12 protein-coding genes and 2 pseudogenes are annotated in these 23,854 nt (G+C 54.9%); 13 read left to right on the top strand and 1 reads right to left on the bottom strand.

From position 1 onward, the window contains the following. The first annotated feature begins 3 nt into the window (after positions 1-3). From BM035_RS19530 to BM035_RS19515, 4 genes are read left to right on the top strand one after another with little or no spacing between them, the layout of a single operon-like run. A complete protein-coding gene (locus tag BM035_RS19530) occupies positions 4-3,399 on the top strand; it encodes a DEAD/DEAH box helicase (protein WP_092033928.1) in 3,396 nt (1,131 codons plus the stop codon). After that, positions 3,383-4,873, top strand: coding sequence for a hypothetical protein (locus tag BM035_RS19525; protein WP_092033925.1), 1,491 nt, complete (start codon positions 3,383-3,385; stop codon positions 4,871-4,873). The genes BM035_RS19530 and BM035_RS19525 overlap by 17 nt, the downstream gene beginning before the upstream one ends. Beyond that, on the top strand, positions 4,873-7,332 hold the full coding sequence (locus tag BM035_RS19520) for an AAA family ATPase (RefSeq protein ID WP_092033922.1): 2,460 nt from the start codon (positions 4,873-4,875) through the stop codon (positions 7,330-7,332). Before BM035_RS19525 ends, BM035_RS19520 begins: the two co-directional genes overlap by 1 nt. Continuing rightward, positions 7,332-9,176, top strand: coding sequence for a DUF2357 domain-containing protein (locus BM035_RS19515; RefSeq protein WP_139216073.1), 1,845 nt, complete (start codon positions 7,332-7,334; stop codon positions 9,174-9,176). Before BM035_RS19520 ends, BM035_RS19515 begins: the two co-directional genes overlap by 1 nt. 186 nt (positions 9,177-9,362) lie before the next feature. Here the strand turns inward: BM035_RS19515 and BM035_RS22700 are convergent, their stop codons facing one another. Next, the gene (locus tag BM035_RS22700; RefSeq protein ID WP_175497427.1) at positions 9,363-9,527 is read right to left on the bottom strand and encodes a hypothetical protein; all 165 of its coding nucleotides are present in this window, start codon (positions 9,525-9,527) and stop codon (positions 9,363-9,365) included. 186 nt (positions 9,528-9,713) lie between these two features. On the opposite strand from BM035_RS22700, the gene BM035_RS19510 reads away from it, so the two are divergent. The 9 genes and pseudogenes from BM035_RS19510 (at position 9,714) to cls (ending at position 23,841) form a co-directional block, all read left to right on the top strand. Next, entirely contained in the window at positions 9,714-10,313 is a 600-nt protein-coding gene (locus BM035_RS19510) for an HNH endonuclease family protein (RefSeq protein ID WP_092033919.1), read from the top strand. Between the two features lie 104 nt (positions 10,314-10,417). Then, positions 10,418-11,797: a gamma-mobile-trio recombinase GmtY gene (gene gmtY, locus BM035_RS19505; protein WP_092033916.1), complete on the top strand. Its 1,380-nt coding sequence runs from the start codon at positions 10,418-10,420 to the stop codon at positions 11,795-11,797. Further along, positions 11,787-15,608 carry a gamma-mobile-trio integrase GmtZ gene (gene gmtZ, locus BM035_RS19500; RefSeq protein WP_092033914.1) on the top strand — a complete coding sequence of 1,274 codons (3,822 nt, stop codon included), beginning with the start codon at positions 11,787-11,789 and terminating at the stop codon, positions 15,606-15,608. Before gmtY ends, gmtZ begins: the two co-directional genes overlap by 11 nt. Next, positions 15,601-16,236, top strand: coding sequence for a gamma-mobile-trio protein GmtX (gene gmtX / locus BM035_RS19495; RefSeq protein ID WP_092033911.1), 636 nt, complete (start codon positions 15,601-15,603; stop codon positions 16,234-16,236). Before gmtZ ends, gmtX begins: the two co-directional genes overlap by 8 nt. Positions 16,237-16,748: 512 nt before the next feature. Then, positions 16,749-17,375 (top strand): annotated as a pseudogene (locus BM035_RS19485) (DUF3422 family protein); the annotation flags it as partial. Next, positions 17,366-17,956: pseudogene (locus BM035_RS19480) on the top strand (excinuclease ABC subunit A); the annotation flags it as partial. The pseudogenes BM035_RS19485 and BM035_RS19480, both read left to right, overlap by 10 nt. A gap of 915 nt (positions 17,957-18,871) precedes the next feature. Beyond that, the gene (locus BM035_RS19475; protein WP_092033905.1) at positions 18,872-19,444 is read left to right on the top strand and encodes an Hsp20/alpha crystallin family protein; all 573 of its coding nucleotides are present in this window, start codon (positions 18,872-18,874) and stop codon (positions 19,442-19,444) included. 100 nt (positions 19,445-19,544) lie between these two features. Further along, positions 19,545-22,394: a heat shock survival AAA family ATPase ClpK gene (gene clpK, locus BM035_RS19470; protein ID WP_092033903.1), complete on the top strand. Its 2,850-nt coding sequence runs from the start codon at positions 19,545-19,547 to the stop codon at positions 22,392-22,394. Positions 22,395-22,410: 16 nt separating this feature from the next. Continuing rightward, complete coding sequence (gene cls / locus BM035_RS19465) at positions 22,411-23,841, top strand: cardiolipin synthase (protein WP_092033900.1); 1,431 nt, start codon at positions 22,411-22,413, stop codon at positions 23,839-23,841. Positions 23,842-23,854: the final 13 nt, after the last annotated feature.

Raw genomic sequence — 23,854 nt, 5'->3', positions numbered from 1 at the left:
CTTATGGAGCTTAAAGATTTTCCGCTGTTTTCAGAGGACCTGCTTACCTTAACGAGTAAAGAAGACTTGAGCGGTTTTCAGTCCGGTCACAAGGTGCAGTTCCAGCCATACGATGATGACTGGATGGCTATTCAGGGCGATGCCTGCGTGATTATTAGCTGCAGCCCAGTTGATCGAGTGCTGTTTGAACGCCTTGTCCAGAGAGACCAGGTGCAATGGTTGCTCACGACAACGCGTAAAGGGCAGTTGCTTGTTCAGTATTGCGCGCCAGTTGAGGTTTCGCCCATGGGGCTGGAACTTGGCTTGGATGAGCTGATCCTTGACGACCTGTACAGCAAACAGGAAATAGTCGAAAGGGATGTTGACCTGGCCTGCCGTTGGTTTGAATCCCAGTTTGTGGTGGATGCGGAAGGTGAGCATTGGCTAACCCTTGCCAGGTTCTCGAATCGTGCTTCAAAAGGTGGTTTTCAGCTGCTGGGTGATGGGTGGCGCGCAGATGTAGAGCGACGAGATGACGGCGTCTTGCTGGTCAAGAGAGTTACCCGACATGTCCGGAAAAACAGTGCGTTCTCCTTACTGACCGGAGACTTCACTTTCGTGGATGCTTCTGTGGCGGCTGCATTAAACAGTGGCTCTCAACAGGCAATCCTGGATGCGACTTTACGAGATAACGAGAGTTATCTGGAGCTGTGGAATTTATACAACGACAAGGAGTGGCAGAACGCGCTTAAACAGGCAGAGACCCTGCGCTCTCTGAGGTTTGTAGACTTTGAGGCATTTGAGGATGGGCGAGAGAACGCCTGGCGCTTGATTCCGCGAACTCCCGATGATTATCGAGAGTTTCGTGACCGTTGGACGGGGCTCGATCTTCCTTCAAGCACACAGGTGGATATTGGGGTTAACCCACCGGATTGGACGGAGGAGTTGTCTACGGATGAAGCTCAGGGCAACGCTGCTAATACGCCGCGAGGCACGATTTTATTCAAGTCGGACCATTTGGTTTTTCGCCCCGCCTCTAATCGAAAAGCTGTTCGGCCACGAGAGAAGGAAGGTTGGCTGTACCTGTCACTGGCTGGTTACCGAACGGTAGGCAAGCGCCGGCTTACTGCCAAGCAATCCATTGATTCGGGAAAGCGTCTGCCACAGTTGAAATGGCTGCTTGAGGGTGTTGCTGTGCCCGCCGCCCGCCGCAGGAGAATTGATGGATTGACATCCTATGCAAAGGAGACTTTCAAGGGTGGAAATCCAACAGAGAAGCAGATCCAGGCTCTGGATGCCGCATTGAATACCCCGGATCTGGCGATCGTTATTGGACCGCCCGGTACGGGTAAAACGCAGGTGATTGCGGCTTTGCAAAGGCGCCTGGCCGAGGAGTCTCAGGATCAGAATCTGTCTGGACAGGTTCTGATAAGCAGCTTTCAGCATGATGCCGTCGATAACGCTTTGGATCGCAGTGATGTCCTGGGTCTGCCTGCCACACGGGTAGGGGGGAAGCGTGGTTCTGGTGACGAAGAAACTCTGATTGACCCGTGGTTGGACCGACAAACTAGCTATCTTCAGGAGAAAGTCGCGGCGGAGTACGAGAAGTATCCTGAGCTCAAAAAGATCAAAGAATTGTCTGAGGCTTTGGCCTTCATCCGGGTGGCCGGATATGAGCCGGATCGCCTTGCTGATGAGCTCGAGCAAATCTTGACCGGGGTAAGGGAACTTGAAGCCCATGGGCTCCTCGTTCCACCCGGCGTAGAGGCGCAACTGGAAGACTACGTAAGCGAATTACGTAGCAGTCATCACAGTACACGGAAAAAGGTAGGGCGCGATCCCTCTGTGCTCCGCAAAATCAGGTCTCTGAGGGAGACTGAGACTTCGTTTCAGGACGATGGCCCAGACCGAGCCTGGGATCTGCTGAGTTGGCTGAAACGAAATGATCCGCGAGCTGACGGTGAACTTCTCTCATTTCTGGAACATCTTGCTGACTCAGAGCAGACGGATGAATCAGGCCTGAAGCAGTTGGCGAGTTGGAAGAGCAGGCTTTTGGATCTCTACTTGCCGGACTACCGCCCCCCGGAGCTGAGATTCAGGGTTGATGAGAGAGGTCTTGAATTGCTAAACGAGCTAGAGAGGTTGATCGAGAGCAAGGTGCAGAAGCGTAAGCAGGGTGTTGCCTGGGTACTTGAGCAGCTCTCGGATAGCCTCAGCTTCGATCGTCAGGCAGCTCAATCCGTTGTGGATGAGTACTCCATGGTAGTGGGAGCCACCTGTCAGCAGTCTGCAGGGCAGCAAATGGCCAGTCTGAAATCGGTGGCCGGGTTTGATAGTTCTGAAATCGAATTTGAAACCGTCGTGGTCGATGAGGCTGCTCGGGCTAATCCGCTGGACTTGTTTGTCCCGATGGCGATGGCTAAGCGGCGCATTGTATTAGTAGGAGATGACCGGCAGTTGCCACACATGTTGGAGCCAAATATTGAGGGGCAGCTGCAGGAGGAGCATCAACTCTCGGAGCAGCAACTTGAGGCATTCCGATCCAGTTTGTTTGAGCGACTGAGAATCAAGCTTCAGGACCTTGAACGACAGGACACAAACCCGCGAGTTGTGATGCTCGATACCCAATTCCGAATGCACCCGGTTCTCGGCGATTTCGTGAGTCAGTACTTTTATGAATCGGCAGGGCTTGGGAAGGTTCACTCTGGTCGAAGCGCTGAGGACTTCTTGTTTTCAGACCGCTTCCTCAGTGGGATGAAAGAGCTGGGAAGTCATTATCGGGATCGTGTTTGTCAGTGGATCAATGTCCCGCCGGCAGAGGGAAAGGCAAGTAAGCGGGGGACGAGCCGCATCAGGGAGGCGGAGGCTGAACGAGTAGCTGATGAGGTCCGAAGAGTCATGGAGGCCGGTGGAGAGAGCCTATCGGTTGGTGTGATTACGTTCTATGCCGCTCAGCGGGATCTCATTATGGAGAAGCTGGCGCAGACCAGGATCAATGGAACGCCGCTGATGATGAAGCAAGAGAGCGGGTACGAGCCACATGACGATTTCAAATGGACGAGAAAGCAGAACACGGACGGGTCGTTCAGCCAGGAAGAAAGGCTTCGGGTTGGGTCGGTGGATGCCTTTCAGGGCAAGGAGTTTGATGTGGTTCTGTTGTCTTGCGTAAGGACCTACCAACCGATGCAGCCTTCAAAAGTTCAGGGGGCGGATGCTGATGAGCGGGAAAAACAACTGAACCGCCAGTTCGGGTTCTTGAGGTTACCAAACCGAATGAACGTGGCAATGAGCCGACAACGACAGATGTTGATATGCGTTGGTGATGCAGGCCTGGCAACCAATGCTGATGCCGAGGAAGCAGTCCCCGCTTTGGCCGGATTCTACCAATTATGCGGAGGTGAGTATGGCAGCTTTCGCTGAAAGCGGAACCTATCTGAAGTTCAGTAAACGTCCGAGGTCGGAATCTCGGTCAGTGTTATGGCCGGTCCTTGTGCATCGAGTCCTTTACCCGGAGCCTCGCCAGCCCGAGCTGAACCTTTTTCAGCGAGCAGTTCTTGGACTGATTAGGGCTAATCGCACTAAGCAGGCTGATATTGCCTCATTGACAGGCTTACACCCTGAACTGATCACCTTGATAGTCGCACAGGGTATCAGTAACGGTTGGTTGACGTCGGCTGCGGATAAGTTGACCGATAAGGGCCAAAGACTGCTGGATGACGAGGAAGACGAGTCTACTAACCTCAAAGCCGGTTTTCTGTTGCAGGATGCGATAACCGGAGACTTCTGGCCTCGAATGGTGACGAGGCTGGAGCAGGTCGAATCTGTCGACCCTCAAGCCAAGTTTCCGGAATTTTCCATCGAGAGGAAAACGGGCAAGACGTTTAGGCCTTTTCTTGCCAGAGCAAACAAACAGAACCTTCCCAGCCTCGATAACGATTTATTGGCTAGAGCCTACCGGGAATACAGAAAGGATTATCGCTCAAGCCAGCAATTGGGCGGACTGCAGGCCACATCTGAATATGTGCGTTTGCAAGGCGTTCAGCGCCTCGACGAATCCCCCGAAACGGCAAGAATTGTGGTTTGGGTGACCGGTGACGAGGAAGGTGACGAGCTTTGGTCGGTCAAAGATCCGTTTGGTCTGCGGGAAAATGCTTGGTGGCTTGAGGATGCTCTGAGGCAACTGCTGGAATCTGATACGAATCTTCGAACATACCTGGCGAAACTAATTGGAGTTCCCGAAGCCGGCACATTGACCAACGAGGAGTGGTTGCGAGAAATACAGAAGAGGACTGAGCTCGATATCTTGATTGAGTTTTCGTGGGTGGAATCACAGCCAGATATTAGACGGTACTTTGCGAGGTTATTGAAGTGGAGGCGAAAGATAGAGTCAGGCGTGGTTTGGGACTCAGACCTGGAGGCAGCTCTCGGCGATTGCCAGAAGCTTCTTGAGGTTGTCATGCAGTGGTTGATTAAGACTTATCCGGCAAATATTGGCCAGATGCCGAACTCTGGAAAGCCAGATTGGAGTTTGAATGAACGATTGTTAGGTGCTCTGGGGATTCCTTCTTTCAATAGCGGGGTTACTCGATCATTGGCGAGGCAGGATTTGCGTCAAGTAATCCGAGCATGCCAGAACCCAACTAGTTCTCTCAAGGCGCTACTGTTTGCGGCAGGAATGGGAGCTTTAGCTGACGATCAGCATCCCCTCAAGGTCCTGTCAGACGAGGATTTGCAGATAGCAAAACTGTTAAAGCTGGCGGATCTTCGCAACCAGGGTGGTCACGCACAAAGTCGCTTTAACAAACGGAAGATCGAAGAGATTTCTCAGGAATCAGTGATCGACAACATTGAGTACGCAAAGAATTTCACGGAATGCTTTAAGGATTGGATGTAATGGCTAAGAGAAATGGAAATAAGCGCAGCTCAGCTCAAGGAGTGCCAGATAAATCAGCAGGTTCAGCTCGTCAGGCACCGTCACTAGAAAAATATATCCCGATGTGGACGGCTTCGTTCGAGAATGCGTCAAAGGTATACCAATCCTTTGGCTCCAGCATGGATATTGATGTTGACCAAGAATGGCTTGGGAAAGTACTGGATACATTACAGAAGGCTGACGACACGGCTCCCGTCGTCCGATGGATAGAAAGATTCGCGGATGTATGTAAAGAGCTTGGCAAGTATCAGGAGAGGCTCAATGATGAGTATCTCGAGCGATGGGAGCAGGCCAGTAAATTGGGCGAGGACAATGAGGCTGAGAGAAAGCGTCTTGAAGACGAAGCCCAACTCATCGAGGAAGAGCGGGTCTCCATGGAGCAGCGGACTGCTGGATTGGATGAGGCCGAGCGCCAGGTGGCCACCAAGAAGAGTGAGCTACTGAGTACGGAGCGATCCCTGAAGCAGAGAGAGGCAAACGCCGAGGCAGGATTTGCCGAGCAAAATGAGAGATCTCTTAAACAGCTTGAAGCACAGCAGCAGCAGTTGGCGAGGCAGAGAGAGGCTGATCTTGAAGAGCTGCAAAATCGGAAGAGGGCTTTAGCCGATGAGATCAGGCAAGCCGAGATGCAGCTGTTGGAAATCAAACATAGTTGCTCGGAGGCGGAGGCCGAGCGCACGAGACTGCTTGATCAGCGCGAACAGGAGCTTGGTCAGGAAAAAGCCAAACTGGAACGAGGGCGCGGCAGACTGGAGCGGGAGTGGGCGGAACTTAAATCTTCCCAAGCTTTAATCAAAGAAGAGGTCGCGACCGAATTGGAGCAAGAGCGGGCTGGATTCGAGCGGCAGCTCGAAAAAATTTCAGTACAACGTGATAAAGCTTGGGATCAGACCCAGGAATTGAAAGAGCGATTGTACGATCTGCAAGAGCTTAGCAATGCCCTAGGCGAGAGAACTCCGGATGAAATTCTTGAGGGCCTTGAAAACCTGAAAAGCGAAAATAGGGACCTCAAGAGGAAGCTTGAAGAATCTGACACCGCAGAATTGCAGCGTGATAACCAGTATTTACGTGACAAAGTTTCGGATCTTGAGCGAGATATCGCTGCCCTGCGCCCGGACCTTGACGAAGCTCGTCGGGAATTGAGTGTCAAGCGCGTGGCGGCGACGGAGCTTGAGGCCATCGCCCGCGAAAAGCGTGTTCTTGAATCGCATAAGAATACTTTGTCCGTTCACATTGACGATCTTGAGAGTCGCATCGATCAGTTGACCAATGCGCAAAAGGCGAAAACATCCTTCCCAGCGATGTCGCATATGGACGCTGATAAAGCCTTCCAGGCGAGTATCGAGCTGGAACATGTGCCAGATTTGAAGAACTTTGCTGATGAACTTCGGCACCGGATCGCCCGAGCTGAGAAGAATGTGGAGTTGTTTTATCCCATCGAGGATATCCGACTTCTTCTCGGTGGCTTAGCGATGAGTCAGTTGCATGTGTTCCAAGGGATAAGTGGTACCGGCAAGACCAGTCTTGCAAAGGCCTTCGCGAAGGCGATGGGTGGTTTCTGTCAGGACATAGCGGTTCAGGCCGGGTGGAGAGATCGGGATGATTTGCTGGGTCATTTTAATGCGTTTGAGCGCCGCTTCTATGAGAAGGATTGCTTGCAGGCCTTGTATAAGGCACAGACCCCTCACTGGCAGGATACCTGTAACGTAATCCTTCTCGATGAGATGAACCTATCACGTCCTGAACAATATTTTGCGGAGTTTCTATCCGCTCTCGAAAAGAATAACCCTGACGAGCGATTGATTAGTCTTTCGGAAACGGCGTTGCCCGGGGCTCCCGATATGTTGAGAGACGGTCGTCAAATTCTCGTTCCGAAAAATGTCTGGTTTATTGGCACGGCAAACCACGATGAGACGACGAATGAGCTGGCAGATAAGACATACGACCGCTCCCACGTAATGACGCTACCAAAGCAGGACCACAGCTTTGAGATCCGGGATTATCAACCTGCGAGCTACTCGTTCAAGTCGTTACAAAACGTCTTCGATAAAGCCTGTAAGGAGCATGCACCTTCGGTCAAAAGTTTGCTGGGTAAGTTGACGGATAACGAATTCACTGGACAGCTTGAGAGTGATTTCGGCTTGGGTTGGGGCAACCGGTTCGAAAAACAGGCGCTGAGGTTTGTTCCGGTAATGATGGCATCTGGAGCAACTCGTGGAGAGGCTTTGGATCATCTGCTCGCAAGCAGGGTAATGCGCCAGGGCAAGGTGACTGGTCGCTTTGATGTAAATGCAGACTCGGTCCGCAAATTAATGGCGTCTTTGGAGGCATTCTGGAATCAATCGGGCTTGGAAAGTGCACCGATTACGTCGTTGGAGCTGCTAGAGAAAGACATCAAGCGCAAGGAAGGTGGGTTTTAATGTGGGTGGATCGGCTGACAGGCCAACGTATTGGGCATTTGCCCGAAGTTATTGAATCCGGCCGTTACCTAACTGGAACGAAGGTGGGTGATCAAACCAATGTGAATGCAGTAGCGAGTAAACTCTTGGTCGACGATGGTAGCGACATCGCCCTCGTCGATGGCCAGAGGAAATCCTTCAGGCTGCCCGCCAAGGTTTTAGCCCAGAAGGTAGAATTATTCGAGCGCATACTAGATACGATTGATTCAAGCATCGAAAATGAGGATGAGTTGGTCTCTCCATTGATGCCTGAGGGCGTGGTCAATGAAGATAGCCATCTGAACTCTTTCGACTCGAAACTGCTTAAGATTCTCGAGGCAGGGCACCTTCATCAGATATCGATGAGGCCAAGACTGGATCTTCACTATGAAGATGAAGTCACAGATGTCGCAAGAGCGAAGAGATTGGCCAAGGGGGCGCTGGTTCACCTCGCGTCGCATTCTGAATGTTGGCAACGTCAGACCTTGTCCGGAGTGATACCAAAGAGAGTCAAGGCCCGGTTCAGCGAGGATGATTTTAATATCTACGAGAACCGAGTTTACGCACGGTTGCTCGACAAGATAGAACAATACCTGAGTAAACGTGTCAGTACGCTACGGCAGTTGCAGTCTGCTGTTAGCGAGGCTTTGGAGTTCTACGGAGCTAATGACCTGCATCATCGCCTGACCCAGGAGATTTGCAGGCTCTGGGGGAAGGCCTTTACGCAGGATTCAACCAGCAAAGCGTCCGAACAGCTCGCGAAGACGCTTGAGCAGCTAGAGAGTGCACTGGGAATAGTCCGTGGCCTTAAGCAGCGAGGCCTTTACCTATTGGTGAGTCGCGCCGCACAGATCGGAGATGGGCTCCATCTTACGAATATTCTGAGCCATGATCAGCATTACCGCCATTTACCGATCCTTTGGAACGAATTGAGGAATGTCATTGGTGGCAAAAGACCAACGCCTGAGGAACGAAGAGAGCGAAATGAGGGACTGAATCGGACGTATTCGAGATATGCCGGTCTTGTTCTTCGCCATGCTTTGACCCCTTATCTCGGAACTGAGTTTTCATCCAATTGGGCGGGTCTTAATCTCAAGCTTAGACAGGTGGGCCTTGATTGGCAGTTACTTTTATCACTAGATGACTCGAACAGAGCAGAGCGAGTTCTGCTTGAGGTTGTACCTTGGATGGGATTGGGCGACCGCCCGGAGGGCTTTCCAGCTGAGCAGAATGATGAGCGCCTTTCCGCGAGGATATTGGCTTGGCCAAACTTGAGTGACGATCGTTTCTACTCCGGTGAAGCTGCTTCCGATAGCGCATGGGTGCAGTTATCTCCATTCGATCCGTATGGCGTCGAGAGATTTGGTCGTCTGGTTGATCAGCTACTGCAGAGAGAGCTGGTGTTTGGATACGGTCGCCCAATCATCAAGGTGCCAACCAGGTCCCTAGAGGTGGCAGAGAGCGTTAAAGGGCTGGCGGTAAGCATGGAAAAACACCAAATCAGAGTTCTTGAGGCTTTGTCCCCGGTAGATCTTTCAAATGTGGAACGTTCACTGGCAAGCGAAAATGCTGCGGCACAAGCTTCTGATCTTGGTCGGAGGCACCAAGAGATTGTGGCGCTCCAGAAATGCCCGGTTTGTGCCGGATCCGTTAAAGTTATTCATCAAAAACCTAGTGGATTTGTTGCTGACTGCGGTTCTTGTAAGACGAAACGGTATCTTCGGAGCAATGGGGCAGGGCTGGAATATGAGCAGAGTCTCGCTGGCTTAAGTGAATTTAGGTTGGTCGGTAGGCGTAGTTTTTTGTTTCAGATACGAGAGCAGTAGAGTGATCTATGCGGCAGAAGTGTGCTGCCCTGACTCAAAAGCGAGTTCCTATTGCAAACCATGGTTTTAAAAAAGCTTGTAAAAACAATATCTCGAACGCTTATAAGAGCAGTATGCGATAGGCGCCTGGCGGAAAAGGATCTAGGATCGGAACCTCATATCCTCGTCGTTCGATGGGATAACAAATTAGGGGATGCCATAGTGAAGTTGCCCTTCGCCGGTCAGCAACACAAAGAGTGGCTGCAAATCCATCACAATTTGAGACCAACCGAACACCATCAAACTGAATCCACCTTGAAGGAGGGCTTTAATGACGATGCCGGGCCCCATATGAAACGGCGTAAATGGCATTCCATGCTCCTATCTTTTATCGACGACACAATCTGTCGTATGAAACCTGTAACTTTCCGGGTTGAGAGTGTATGCCACGTTGGCAACGTTCACGAATCTGCGTAGCGTGGCAGCAATACGATCAGGGAGATGTATCAGGCACAAGGACGAGCCAGAAGCGCCTAATGAGGGTAGTAGGGGTAGCAAATGGTTCTGCGGGGCAGTTGTTGGAAGCCTGGTTGGTTTCTATGTCTGAGTTTTGTTCTGGCGTTCTCAGTCCACGCTGATCTGATCAAGCGGTCGAGTAGTGGTCTCTGTCATCCACCTGAGAGTGCCTGGTATGACCGAACCAAAAACTATGAGGCCTATGAAACGCTCGATCTTTGTCTTGCCGAAGGCGGCAGGTTGCCAAGCGGGGTTTCGGTTCCTGGGGCTAGAGCTGGTGGCGATGCAGATGGCTACGACCGGTCTGAATTCGGTCACGGCTGGGATGATAAAGACGGTGATTGTCAGGACAGCCGTGCCGAGGCGTTAATTGCCACCTCCACCACGCCTGTGCGTTTTGCGGATGACGAGCGCTGTCGAGTCGTGTCAGGACGGTGGATCAGTCCCTTCACGGGTAAGGTGATTCAGAACGCTTCCAACATCGATATTGATCATGTGGTGCCGCTGGCCTGGGCCTGGGAAAGAGGAGCAAATGAATGGTCGCGCAGCGAGCGTGAACGATTTGCCAATGACCGAAGGAATCTCTGGCCAGTAGAAGCGAGCCTGAATCGATCCATTAGTGGAATAGAAAAAATATCCTAAAAAGCATCAAAAACCTATGCCAGAAGTCGAAATCTGGTTTTTTTTGAGCATACATGCATATATAGTGGAATCACGAATATACTATTTGACCAATTGGAAATTGCGTGCTGAACAGCGTCTGCATAGAGGCAAATATCAAAGTAGACAACACGGGGACGAAGATAAGTCTTCCGGTGATCGTCACCCAAGATGGTTTGCTGAAAAGTTATTTGGATTATTTGATCGTTCATCGATACAAGTCTCGGAGCTGGAAAGACAGGAGCGCGTTTGCGGTTCGACTCCTCATCGATTACACGAATCAGAATAAAGACTGCTTTGAAACTCCTCACCAACTGTTTCAGGAGTTTTCAAACAGCCTCTACACCGGAACGATTGGCGAGGACGGTAGCGATCCGAGTTGGCTGCGGTGGAAACCACGCGAGGATAAGGACGCGAACTTTCTAATCAGCCTCATAACACAATACACAGACTGGCTCTCCGAGCAGTATGAAGAGAAAAAGCTTCAGATAAACCCAACGGTAAAACCTACTCGTTACGAGGAGTGGATGGGCCTCGCAGCCTTCTACCAAAAGAAACGGCGGGCTTTTCTTTCCCACCTTTGGGCTAACAAACCAGCCCCTGCTTATTTCCGGAAGGTTATGCCCAGGAGGGTGTCGCGTTCGAACGGCAATGAGGGTAAGAAAAGCTTTCCTCCTGGACGAATTGACGACCTCTTGTGGAATGGCCTTACGCGATATGGCTTTGAAACGAGCGACGTAGTTCATGAGCGCTTGGACCTGAAGAATGTGCTCATTACCATGCTGATGCATTACGGCGGACTCAGGCTCAGCGAGTGCTTTCACCTTTGGATAGAAGATGTCGTGCCGTGGGAGGACGGAACCGCACTGGTCAAAATTTTTCATCCCGATAAAGGGCGGCCCCGTCTAAACGGCCCCAGCAGGCGCGAAGAGTTGCTCAACAAGTATGGGATGCAACCGCGATTTGAATATTCGAAATCCCATACGCTGCATGCAGGTTGGAAAGCGCCCAAAGAGGACAATGAAAGTCGCCACTTTCTTCTGGTTTGGTGGTTTCCAAGAAGTGCTGGTGAAACCTTTAACGACCTTTGGCGGCTTTACCTGACCTACCAGCGATACCCCGATGGCGGTAAACATCCGTTTGCATTCACGACGCAATCAGGCGCTCCGCACTCAATCAAAGGCTATAACCAATCGCTTAAAAGAGCCGTTGAAAGAATTGGTTTACCGTTTTCAAAAGAAGCGGGAACGACAGCGCACGCCCACCGACACTCGTATGGGCAAGCTCTGGCTGATGCAAACGCTGATTCTCTGATCATTAAAAACGCCCTACACCATAAATCGATAGAAAGTCAGCAGGTCTACACCGAACTCACTGATAAGCAGATGCGGGCGCATTTGAGCAGATTGTCGCCCGAGCACGGCTTAATTTCTCCAATCAAGAAAGAACTCATTCATGACAACTAAGTACGCCACGCTCGCCGAAGCCTCAGAAGCCGCTCAGCGCTTGGGATTCAAAACGCAGCCGGAATACAAGAAGAGCTACCGAAACGATTCGAAGCTGCCAGCAAATCCCGACCAATTCTATGCCGGAGATTGGGGTGATTGGTATAGCTTCCTTGGCACTGAGCGCCCCGGTGAGAAGTACGCCACTGTCGCCGAGGCGTCCGAGGCCGCTCAACGCTTGGGATTCAAAATAAGAGATGAATACAACAAGGGCTACAAAAAAGACCCGAAGCTGCCAGCAGCTCCCGACAAACACTATGCCGAAGATTGGGCTGATTGGCCCAACTTCCTTCGCAATGCGCGCCCCATAGAAAAGTACGTGACGCTCGCCGAGGCGTCCGAAGCCGCTCAGCGATTGGGCTTCAGAACACGCACCGAATACTTTGATGACTATCAAAAAGACCCGAAGCTGCCATCGAATCCCCACCGAAGTTATGCCGGAGATTGGGATGATTGGTATAGCTTCCTTGGCGTTGAGCGCCCCGAGAGGTACGCGGCGCTTGCCGAGGCGTCCGAAGCCGCTCAGCGCCTGGGGTTCAAAACACAGACGGAATACTTTGAGGACTACCAAAAAGACCCGAAGCTGCCATCACAACCCGCAGTTTTCTATGCCGAAGATTGGGATGATTGGTATAGCTTCCTTGGCACTGAACGCCCCAGTGAGAAGTACGCCACTGTTGCCGAGGCGTCCGAAGCCGCTCAACGCTTGGGGGTCAAAACACAGACGGAATACTTTGAGGACTACCAAAAAGACCCGAAGCTGCCAGCTTCTCCCGGTCAATTCTATGCCGAAGATTGGAGTAACTGGTACAGCTTCCTTGGCACTGAACGCCCCGACGGCAAGTACGCGACGCTCGCCGAGGCGTCCGAAGCCGCTCAGCGCTTGGGATTCAAAACGTCCACAGAATACAAAGAGGGCTACAAACAAGACCCGAAGCTGCCATCCCATCCCGACGAAATCTATGGCAAACATTGGGCCGATTGGTACAGTTTTCTTGGCAATGAGCGCCCCAGAGAAAAGTACGCGACCCTCGCCGAGGCGTCCGAAGCCGCTCAGCGCCTGGGATTCAAATCAATTAAGGAATACCAGAAGGACTACAAAAAAGACCCGAAGCTGACAGTATCTCCCAACGACTTCTATGCCGAAGATTGGGATGATTGGTACAGCTACCTTGGCATTGAGCGCCCCGTGAAGAGGTACGCCACTGTCGCCGAGGCGTCCGAAGCCGCTCAACGCTTGGGGTTTAAATCAGGGGCGGAATACTTCAGGGGCTACGAAAAAGACCCGAAGCTGGTATCGACCCCAAACCAATTTTATGCCGAAGATTGGATAAGTTGGCCTCACTTCCTGGGCAACGAAAACGCCATTAATCGAGAACTGACCAGCAAATACCCCGAGTTTTGGAAAGCCATTCAGTGTTATGTAGAGGCTGGTACAGGCCAATCCAACAAATACTCACATTTGAGAGCATTCCTTAGATTTTACGTGGACAAGTTGGGCTTGGTTGACGATCCGGGAGCCATGTTGTCAAGGGATATCCCGTTTAATGAGCGAGCGTACGAAAACTTTATAAATGCCACCGCGGATACTGTAAAAAAATCAAGGCATAACGCCTGTTCCGCTTTTTTCGAGTGGATTTTGGAGACTTATTGCTCTGACGAGGACGATAACGGTGAGTTGATAGTTCTGCCCGGCTATCGCAATCCTCTGAGAACCGTTCTCAAGGGCTTGTTAGACCAGTTGCCCAGCTACAGGCGCAGTGAATCAAACAAGCCCGCATTACCCATGGATGCCATTTTACGAGCCAAGCAGTATCTTGTTCTGCTAGAGGCGACGTCGTTTCGCGATCTATATCAATTGCATCCCTTCCTCGAAGACTGCTGGTTCGAGGTTGATCCTCAGTTAATCGATGAGAACGACCCAAACTGCGTTTGTCGAGTAGTGACAAAAGAACGGAAGCGAGGTCGCAAGCGCTATTCTGAAGAGGTGTACGAGTTATGGTCGCCCGTGAAAATTGTTGCTCTCTACACGTTGCTGTCCATTCCATTGCGCAGTCAACAGATCCTTTGGCTCGATAGCGGAGAGGGGGATGAATTCCTTCCGGTATGGCGTGATGGGAAGATCCACTGGATCAAGAATTTAAACCCGATTGCAACCCGAAAGCGAAACCAAGGCATTATTCGGAAAGGGAACGATGACGGTGAGTTGAGTGCCTACATCACGACGAACAAAACCGGAAAGAAGCTTGGCGGCTACGAAGTTCCCTTTATGCCGGAAGACCTGGCGTATTGGGTCATCCAGCTTCGGGAGTGGCAGTCCAAATACAATCCTATCGAAGAACTCACACCGTGGACGCAAATCAAGCTGAAGCAAAAGACCAACAAAGACATCCTCAAACGGCGTGGTAAACAAGCGTTCCTTTTTCGCGATCCGGCGTCAATTACCTGTGATGAGAAGGTGTCGCCCATATTTACGAAAACCGCGTTTACACGAACGCTGCCTGCTCTGTTGTTTCATAGTCAGAGGCCCGGTGAGGACTTCGCTGAGAAAATCGAAAATAAGAACAGCGTGGATTACAAGAGCCAATTTACCCCTCACGCTCTCCGCGTCAGCCTTATCACTGCCTACATTGTCGACGGCAGAGCGCCCATAGCCGTGATTTCAAAGCTGGTTGGTCATTCCTCGCTGGTGATGACGATTTACTACACAAAGGTAGGAGCCAGCAAAATGCGGCTGGAGATGGCGGCGGCTGAAAAACGGGCACTTGAGCAGAGTCACTATCGTTACGAAGACCTCATCCTCCAGAAGAAAATCGAAGAGGCGCGTCCGGAATTAATCGCCACAGACCGAAGCATCATGGATCAGTGTCTGACACCTAGTTGGCCCTCTGGAGCCTTCCAACTTATGAGTTTCGGAATCTGCCCCATGAGCGGCAACAAGTGTGACGAAGGTGGCATGGCGCTGGTTGAGCGAAAGGTTGAAGCACAGTACGCGCCGGTGCCCAATGGCTATCTTGGGACTCGAAATTGTCCCCAGTGCCGCTTCTTCATTACCGGCCCGGCGTTTCTGGGCGGTTTGTCGGCTATTGCCAACGAAATCATTCTGGAAATCAATGTCGCCCGCAATGAATACCACGAACTCGAAGAAAAAAGGCAGACGCTCGATGACGAGCGGTACGATACCGAGTCTTCGGGACAGGTTTTTGGTAAAGAGCGAACGCTGAAAAAGATCACCTCGGCGTATGAGGAAAAAGCCAAAAAGCTCGACATGCTTCTTACGGATCTCCAGCACTTATACCGCCTGATTTCTCAATCTACCGAACTGCTGAAGACCTCCGAGACAGGCCAGCACCAACTGATCGTCAGCGACAATTACGTGGAAATGGAGATGCATTTGGAGGAGCAAAGCAGCGAGTTTCGGTTGCTCGCTGAGGTCTGTGCCAACGCTGAAATTTACGAGAGCGCCAGTGCCTCCAGGGCACGCCCCCTGCTCAGTCAGATGCTCGACAAATTGGCGGACACCAATGGGATTGCACCCGCGATATTTCGGTTGACCGAGGATCAGCAGCTCGAAGCTGCCAATCAGGTCGTCCGGCTGATTATGCAAGTGACACAGAATAACTGGCACGTCGCTGACCAGTTGATCAATGGGCAAATCACCTTGGAAGATCTCGCCGAACCACTACAGCTAGGTGATGTGCGCCAAGAGATCGAGTCAGCCATGAACGGGTCTTTGAAATTCCCGCTAGAAATCGAGAGCTGCAATGAGTGAACCGAACGAAGTCTACGAGGCCATACTGGGCCAACTGAAAAATTCTCGTTCCAGGAAGTCCCTGGAGGCCCTTCACGCCGTTTGCAAGGAACATCATGAGTCAGGCTCGGTTGATTTCAGAATCTCAACGATTGCGAAGCTAGGAGCCAGTCGTGGCGCTCCTAGCGAGCAGACCATCCGAAACAAAACCGGAGAACATTATAGAGCGGTCATTGAGGCTTGGCAGGCGCTTGGAGACCAGAAAAAGAAAGCGATCAAAGCACAGACCACGCCCTCGGGCGAGTACGATTGGGTTGATGAGGTAAGCAATAAAACTCACCGCTTCCTCATACTCGACCTGATTTCGAAGGTCCGTAAATTGAGGGCCGAAAATAAAAGGTTTGCATCGATCAAGAAATTGGAAATTGACTACCGAGCGGGTGCTGAAGACAAATCTGAATCGAGGTTACCGAGCCTGTTGAGTCACGAGATTGATGCATTGAGAGACGCCATCTCTGAGGAGTCCCTTAAATTAAAGGGCTGGACTAAAACAGAACGCGGCAGCATCAAGGACCAAAACGGCAAGGTTGTCCTCAGAAACGGTTTTGTGGATGCCCTTGAAAAAGCGTTGAGTATCGAGAATGGCTAACGGACAAGAAAAAGCTCGCGAAAACCTTGTTGCCTTTCAGCGTTGGGCCGCTACGAAAACCGGTGACGACTTAAAGCAAATCGTCTTTCGGGGCCAGCTAAACCGTGGCGAAGTCGCCAACGCTATCGGTATCGGAAAGAGCGCCGTGCGCCAGAATCCGGCGATAAAATCGCTGGTCCTTAAATACCTCGGGCGAATCGCCGCTTGCGGCGAGAGGGCAGAGCCCTCAATTGAAATCGAGGCTACGTCCGTTTTTTTGATAGAAGCGGGACCTTTTCAGACTGACTGTTCTTGATAAAAAGCGGACCTTTTTTTGTCGCCGAGATTCCGGGAGCTTAAGCATGCTGAGGTCGCAAAGCGAACATTCAGATGGTGCGATAACGCTTGGCGTTGCGGCGTGCCGGAGCGCAGCGTAGGCGCGTCCGCCAATAGCTACTGGTTATACGGACTTTGCCACCAACATCTCAGTAGCACCTTTTTGAAACCGGTAACTAACAGGCTGCAATGAGACATCGCGCCTTGCTGCGATCACTGACGAGATGTGTACGAATTTGGTAGAACGCCGCGATAGCGACGTGCTGCTTTCCGAATTGACAGGTCTGGCCGCCGAACTGGAAGCTGGCGTCGCGGCAAATCTCTATCGCTTCGGCGCCAGCCGTACCTACTACGAGATCGTCGAGGAAAGGCTGGCTGCGCTTTCAGAAGTGGCCGTATCCGGATACAGCACCTGGGCGGATTTCCTGTAGCGTCGCATCGCTCCAGCCATGCGGGAGTGCCAATCCGTAAAGGAGCGCCAGGCCAAGCTCTCCGACAAACTGACCCGAGCCATCGCGTTGCTGCGTTCGTGGATCGACGTCGAACTTGAACGCCAGAACCGCGACCTGCTGGCTTCGATGAACAACCGGGCCAAGTTGCAATTGCGCCTTCAGCAAACCGTCGAAGGCCTGTCGGTCGCGGCAATTTCTTATTACGTCGTGAGTCTTCTCGGCTACCTGCTCAAGGGCATTCCGCTCGTTCACGACAGCGTGGCGCAGGTGATGGCGGTTCTGGTACCTGCGGTGATGCTGACGATCTGGTGGATCGTCCGCAGGATAAGGCACGCCCACAGCGACACGGCGGCGGAAGATAAATCTTCCTGACGAGCTGCCGTCCTGGCGCGCGTGAGAACAACCTCAAAGAGGTGGACGTCTCTATCCCGCGGAATGCGCTGGTGGTGTTCTCGGGTGTCTCCGGCTCCGGGAAGTCCTCGCTGGCCTTCGGCACCATCTATGCCGAGGCGCAGCGACGCTACTTTGAGTCGGTGGCCCCTATACACGGCGCCTGATCGACCAGGCGGGCGTGCCGGACGTAGATGCGATCGACGGCCTGCCACCAGCGGTGGCGCTGCAGCAGCAGCGGGGGCCAGCAATGCGCGTTCCTCCGTGGGCAGTGTGACCACCCTGTCCAGCCTGGTGCGGATGATGTATTCGCGCGCCGGCGCCTATCCCGCCAACCAACCGATGCTCTACGCCGAGGATGTTTCGCCGAACACGCCGCAGGGGGCGTGCCCGACCTGCCACGGCTTGGGTCATGTGTACGAGGTGACCGAGGCGAACATGGTGCCCGACCCTCCCTGAGCATCCGTGAGCGGGCGATTGCTTCCTGGCCACCCGCCTGGCAGGGCCAGAACCTGCGCGACATCCTGGTCAGCATGGGCTACGACGTTGACCGGCCGTGGAAGTTCGGCTGCTTTCTGAGCATCGACTGGCGCGAGGAGCCTGACATGGGTAAACGAAATAGATTCAAACTGTTCTGGCCAAGCCTCGGTTAGCCTTTTGGCCGGTGTGGGCAACGGCCCCAATTTTCGGCCATGACCTTGGAGCAATTGCCGCAACATCCACTCATCGATCAACTTCCCCACCTTCTCCACGACTTAAAGGTCCAGCGGAGAGACAGGAAGACTCTGCGGCGATGCGACACTGGTTGGCACGCATGGCCAACACACGATGCGACCAGGCTCCAGACTCTCACTGATATTTATTGACGCGCCGAGCCAGGCAATCGGCACGATCCTCAGGGTAGATCTCCTTACCTCCGTCGGCGGTCCTCTTTCGCGCGAATGGCACACTGCGTATCGACGAGATCGATATCCGCGGCGTTCCGGAGACGAGCAAAAGCCTGGCACCGCATCGGTGTGGCGCGTCCTGAACATCGCAGGCAGTACGCCCTTGAGGCCACAGCAAGTCTAAGAGCCGCGCCTTTGCCTTCCAAGATCGACGCTGATGCCCGTCAACACCCAACCTGCCCGGGCAGGCTGGTGGCTCTGTGAGCCCCGCGCGAGCCTCGTACGTTTCGATATCAATACCCGTCAGGGCATAGATCGGCCGTCTGGTATGTATCCGTGTGAACGGGAAGAACACCTATGCCTTGTGCCCTTGACTTTTTTGTTGTCCGAAACAATCTTTTGTAAAGGTTTGCACGATTTCGGAGAGGCGAGATTGATCAGTGGATTGCCGATCAGACGCAAGCAAGCACGAAGAAGGAGGTGATGCGCAAGCGTGACAGAGCTCAGTCGAACAGGACGTGTCGCAGCCGCGCAATGTCTGTCGTAGCAGTCGAACGAGTTAACTGAATCTTCTCTATTTGGAGGTGTAACATGGATATTGACTTCAAGAAGTTGGCACCCTGGAACTGGTTCAAGAAAGAGCAGGAGGAGCAGCAAGCCGCCTCTTCTGGTCTGCCTGTGCAGCGCAATGATGTGCCAGTGCCTGGAGGGGCAGTCAGTCCGATCGTGCAGTTGCATCGCGAGATTGATCGTCTGTTTGACGATGCCTTTCGGGGGTTCGGCTTTCCTGCACTGACCGTGCCGCGCTTGCCAGCCGACTGGCCGGGCATGCTGAAGCCGGCCCTGGATATCCAGGAAGACGACAAACAGTACAAGATTGCTTTGGAACTTCCCGGTGTTGAGGAGAAGGATATCCAGATCAATCTCGACAACGACGTGCTGGTAGTGCGTGGTGAGAAGCGTCAGGAGCAGGAAAAGAAAGAGGGTGGCTTTCACCGCATCGAACGCTCCTATGGCAGTTTCCAGCGCGCCCTGAATCTGCCAGATGATGCCAACCAGGATTCGATCAAAGCCAATTTCAAGAACGGAGTGCTGACGATCACCATGGACAAGCGTGAGGTCAGTGCACCAAAACAGGGGCGTTCAATCCCGGTCAATAGCTGACGCCCTCAACCAACTCTTTCCCATCGAAAGTGATCAAACGACCGGCGCGGCACTGTGCCATACGGTGCCTCGCTGTCTCTCTAAGTTAAGGAGTGTCAGCATGGCCAGAAAACAATGCCAAGTCTGCGGCCAACCCGCCACGGTGCGGGTGGAAGCCAATCTCAATGGTCGCCACAGCACCATGCTGTTGTGTGACGATCACTATCGCCAACTGGTGCGCCAGCAAAAGCGCACCGTCTCACCGCTGGAAGCCTTGTTCGGCTCGCGCAGCGGGCTGTTCGAAGACTTCCTTGGCAGCGACTTCTTCCGCATCGGTGACGACGCACCGTCCATGGCGGCCGATACCGACGAGGTCGTCGATGCCTCGTTCGGCGAACCCGCCCCGGCCGGTACGGGCACCGCGCGCCGTCGCGGCAGTGGGCTCGCCAGCCGTATCAGCGAACAGTCCGAGGCCCTATTGCAGGAGGCCGCCCGACACGCTGCAGAGTTCGGGCGCGCCGAAGTCGATACCGAACACCTGCTGCTGGCGCTGATCGACAGCGACGTGGTCAAGACCATCCTGGGGCAGTTCAAGATCAAGGTCGATGACCTCAAGCGCCAGATCGAATCCGAAGCCAAGCGCGGCGATAAGCCGTTCGAGGGCGAGATCGGCGTGTCGCCCCGGGTCAAGGACGCGCTCAGCCGTGCTTTCGTGGCCTCCAACGAACTCGGCCACTCTTATGTCGGGCCGGAGCATTTCCTGATCGGGCTCGCCGAGGAAGGCGAAGGTTTGGCGGCCAACCTGCTGCGCCGTTACGGCCTCACGCCGCAAGCGCTGCGCCAGCAGGTAAGCAAGGTGGTCGGCAAAGGTGCCGAGGATGGCCGCGCCGAGACGCCGACCAACACGCCCGAGCTGGACAAATACTCGCGCGATCTCACCAAAATGGCGCGCGAGGGCAAACTCGATCCAGTCATCGGCCGTGCGCAGGAGATCGAGACCACCATCGAGGTGCTGGCCCGGCGCAAGAAAAACAACCCGGTGTTGATCGGTGAGCCCGGCGTCGGCAAGACCGCCATCGCCGAAGGGCTGGCGCAGCGGATGGTCGCCGGCGAAGTGCCCGAGACGCTGCGCGACAAGCGTCTGGTCGAACTCAACATCAACGCCATGGTGGCAGGCGCCAAGTACCGCGGCGAGTTCGAGGAGCGCGTGCAGAAGGTGCTCAAGGAAGTGACCGAGCACCAGGGCGAGCTGATTCTCTTCATCGACGAAGTGCACACCATCGTCGGTGCAGGCCAGGGTGGCGGCGAAGGCGGGCTGGACGTGGCCAACGTGTTCAAGCCGATGATGGCGCGCGGCGAACTGAACCTGATCGGCGCCACCACGCTCAACGAGTATCAGAAGTACATCGAGAAGGACGCCGCGCTGGAGCGTCGCTTCCAGCCGGTGATGGTGCCCGAGCCGACGGTAGCGCAGACCATGATGATCCTGCGCGGCCTGCGCGACACCTTCGAGGCGCACCACAAGGTCAGCATCACCGAGGATGCGATCATCGCCGCCGCCGAGTTGTCGGACCGCTACATCACCGCGCGCTTTTTGCCTGACAAGGCCATCGACCTGCTCGACCAGGCGGCCGCACGCGTGAAGCTGTCGGCCACGGCCCGCCCGGTGGCGGTGCAAGAGCTGGAGTCCGAACTGCACCAGCTGCGGCGTGAGCAAGACTATGTGGCTTCGCGCAAGCAGTACGACAAGGCCGCCGAGCTGGGCAAGCACATCGAGGCCAAAGAGGCCGAACTCAAGAAGCTTGTCGAGGAATGGGAACGCGAGCGCGCCTCGGGCAGTGCCGAAGTCAAAGCCGAGCATGTCGCGCAGATCGTCTCGCGCCTGACCGGCATTCCGGTCAACGAGCTGACGGTGGAAGAACGCGAGAAGCTGCTGCATCTGGAGCAGCGGCTGCACGAGCGCCTCGTGGGCCAGGACGAAGCGGTGCGCGCGGTGGCCGATGCCGTGCGGTTGTCGCGCGCGGGCCTGCGCGAAGGCGGCAAGCCGGTGGCGACTTTTCTGTTCCTCGGGCCGACCGGCGTGGGCAAGACCGAGCTCGCCAAGGCGCTGGCCGAGTCCATCTATGGCGATGAAGGTGCGCTGCTGCGCATCGACATGTCCGAGTACGGGGAACGCCATGCCGTGGCACGCCTGGTGGGGGCGCCTCCGGGTTACGTCGGCTACGACGAGGGTGGCCAGCTCACCGAGAAGGTGCGGCGCAAACCCTACAGCGTGTTGCTGCTGGACGAGATCGAGAAGGCTCACCCCGACGTCTACAACATCCTGCTGCAGGTGTTCGACGACGGGCGGCTCACCGACGGCAAGGGCCGGGTGGTGGATTTCACCAATACCATCATCATCGCCACCTCGAATCTGGGCTCGGACATCATCCAGCGTCGGCTGAAGGCCCGTGGCGCCGCCGGCGAGGAATACGAGAAGACCAAGTCCGAGGTGATGGACGTGCTGCGCGGACACTTCCGCCCCGAGTTCCTCAACCGCATCGACGAGATCATCGTCTTCCATGCGCTGGGCAAGGAGGAGATCCGCCATATCGTCGGCCTGCAGCTCGATCGTGTGGCCCGCAACGCCGCCAGCCAGGGCGTGACGCTGACCTTCGATCAGACCTTGATCGATCACTTCGCGGAGGAAGGCTACAAGCCCGAGTTCGGCGCGCGTGAGCTCAAGCGGCTGATCCGCAGCGAGCTGGAGACGGCACTGGCGCGCGAGATGCTGGGTGGCGGTATCGGCAAGGGCGATCACGCCAGCGCCCGCTGGGACGACAAGGCCGAACGCGTCGTCTTCGAGCGCAAGGAGCCACCCGCGCAGCCGGCCGAGCCTGATAAGCCCGATGCCGCGAACGTGGCCGAGGCACCGCCGAACGGCGAGAGCAAGCCTAAGCGCAAGAAGAAGTCAGCGGGCGGCGAATCTTGAGCGATGGGAGGCTGTCGTGTCCGACCCCAACGGGCTGACATTGGCAGCCACCCTCGTGTCGCTGGCGGTCGCTATCCCCACAGCGGGGCACGCGATCATCTACAAGCGTGACCCGCGATCGGCCACGCTGTGGGTACTGCTGATCGCCTTGTTGCCGCTGGGCGGTTCGCTGCTGTATGGGCTGTTCGGCATCAACCGTTACCAGCGGCGGGCGCGGCGGCTTTTTCCGGGAGCAGATCATGCTGTTCGGCAAGGCCTCTCGCCCACGATGCCCGAGGCTGTTTCGGCGCCGCTTGCCGGTCTGGCGCACCTGGTGGGACGCGCCACCGGCCAGTCGCTGACCGGCGGCAACCGCACCGAGCCGCTTGTCGATGGCGAGCAGGCCTACCCGGCCATGCTCGCCGCCATCGAATCGGCGCGGTACAGCGTCGCCCTGGCCTCGTACATCTTCGACAGCCAAGGCATCGGGGCGCAGTTCGTCGATGCGCTGCGCCGGGCTCATGAGCGCGGCGTGCAAGTGCGGGTGCTGATCGACGACGTCTCTGCCCGCTGGACGCACCGCAGCGCCTACCGCGCCTTGCAACGCGCCGGCGTTCCGGCGGCGACGTTCAACCCGACGTTGATTCCCGCGCGCCTGCATGCCGCGCATCTGCGCAATCACCGCAAGCTGCTGGTGATCGATGGCGAGACAGGTTTCACCGGTGGCATGAACATCTGCAGCACGTATTGGCGGCCCGATGCGCCGGGCCAGGCCTGTCACGATTTGCACTTTCGTCTGCGCGGGCCGGTGGTAGAGCATCTGATGCGGAGCTTCACCGATGATTGGTGCGATACCACGGGCGAGCGGCTCAGCAAGGGTTACTGGGGCGAACCGCCCGTAATGGCTGATGAGCAAGGAACCTCTTGGGCGCGCGGCATCGAGGCCGGTCCCGACGAGGCCCTGGACCGGATGCGCTGGACCTTCATGGGCGCTTTGAGCGCGGCGAAGCATTCGGTGCGCATCTGGACACCTTACTTCGTCCCCGATCAGCCGATGATCGCGGCGCTGAGTACGGCCGCGTTGCGCGGCGTGCGTATCGACGTGCTGACGCCCGCAAACGGCGACCATCCCACGGTGCAATGGGCCGCGCGCGCCCACTACTGGCAGGTGCTGGAGCACGGTGTACGCATCTTCGAACGGCCTGGCCCGTTCGACCACAGCAAGCTGATGCTGGTAGACGGAGCGTGGTGCTGCCTGGGTTCGGCCAATTGGGATGCGCGCAGTTTGCGCCTCAACTTCGAGTTCAATGTGGAGGTGTACGACACCGCGTTGTCTAGGCGGCTGTCATCCCTTTTTGATGCCGCTCGTGATGCGTCGGGCGAGATATCGGCGAAGGCGTTGCGCGCCCGCCCGCTGGCCATCCGCTTGCGCGACGGGGTGGCCCGTCTGTTCACCCCCATTCTCTAGCGGCACGACTTGC

This window comes from Marinobacter sp. DSM 26671 (assembly GCF_900112835.1).
Classification (GTDB): Bacteria; Pseudomonadota; Gammaproteobacteria; order Pseudomonadales; family Oleiphilaceae; genus Marinobacter; species Marinobacter flavimaris.
The sequence above is the reverse complement of the archived record's forward strand: the minus strand, read 5'-3'. Positions and strand labels throughout refer to the sequence as shown.